1 pseudogene is annotated in these 1,182 nt (G+C 52.6%); it reads right to left on the bottom strand.

Features of this window, described 5'->3' with window-relative positions:
* A pseudogene (locus VZ95_RS26345) lies at window positions 1–1,182 on the bottom strand (hypothetical protein); the annotation flags it as partial.

The following is a 1,182-nucleotide window of genomic DNA, read 5'->3' as shown; positions in this document are numbered from 1 at the left end:
CCTGATAGGCAACGCCATCGTAATTATACTGGGCGAGTTGCTGCACAGCGTCGCGCTCGCTCGAACTTGCCGTGTAGAAATGCGTCCCCGTGCTGGTATTGTAAAACCGATAGACGGAAATTGTGGTTCCGCTCGCAACAGTGCGGAAGGCTTCGCCTTCGTTGACATAGCTGGTGGCCCCGCTCAGAACCGCCTCCCGTTCCTGGGCGTTATTCGTATAGAAATGCGCGCCGGTGGCCGTATTGTAGAGGCGGTAGACGGGAGTGCCGATTGCGGTAGAAACAACTGCCGATGTATTGACCACCGTACCATCACCAAAAGACAGTTTCTCAAAATTGGTGAGTGTATCGGTGCCATCCGCGCCAACAACAGTGACGGAACCGCCGCTCACCGTGAAGCGATAGTCACGATAGGCGCCCGAGAATTGCGCCGTATCGGTTCCGGCACCGCCGTTCATCGTATCGTTCCCCAGGCCACCCTGGATAAAATTATCGATACTATTCCCCGTTATAACATCGCTTGAAGTAGACCCCACGACCGATTCGATGAGTGTTCCATAGGCGATACTAAGATTATTTTGACCTACATAGAGATACTCTTGGCGGTCCGTATACCATTTCACCAGATTGGCTTGCGTGTAATAGGCGCGCACATCGGTCGAAAGTTCGTTGATTTCGCGGTCTATCGCCTGTGCGAGCGTTTGCTTGCCGATCGAACTGAACGTTCCCGGCGTAAGATCCAGCACCGAGCCATAGAGTTGATTGGACAAATCGATAATATCCGACCCGCCGCCATCATAAATCATCTTGGTAAAAGGGTCGGTTGAGAACCGATACGTATCGTTTACCGAGTTCGTTTTAGCCCCGTAGAGCGCCTGAATAGCAGCAACGTCGAATATCCCAAGATGGGCCTGACCATTCGTCTCTAAACGAACATATTCGGATGACCAGTTTACCCCGGTCGCCGTGCGCGTCGCCGTCACCTTAATATCGTAATTATATTCCTGGTCGTAGGACATAACCGTCGTTTGAATACTGTCCTTCGCATCCGCCAAAACAGGGCTTTCATGGGGATGCTTGAGGCCCAGCGCATGGCCAATTTCATGCAGCAGCAGCAACGGACTATAGCCCGTATCGGTCTGTGCCCGATTGATCCAAACATCGCCCCGATAGGAACTGCCGA

Source organism: Elstera litoralis, assembly GCF_000963705.1.
In the GTDB taxonomy this organism is placed as follows: Bacteria; Pseudomonadota; Alphaproteobacteria; order Elsterales; family Elsteraceae; genus Elstera; species Elstera litoralis.
The sequence above is the reverse complement of the archived record's forward strand: the minus strand, read 5'-3'. Positions and strand labels throughout refer to the sequence as shown.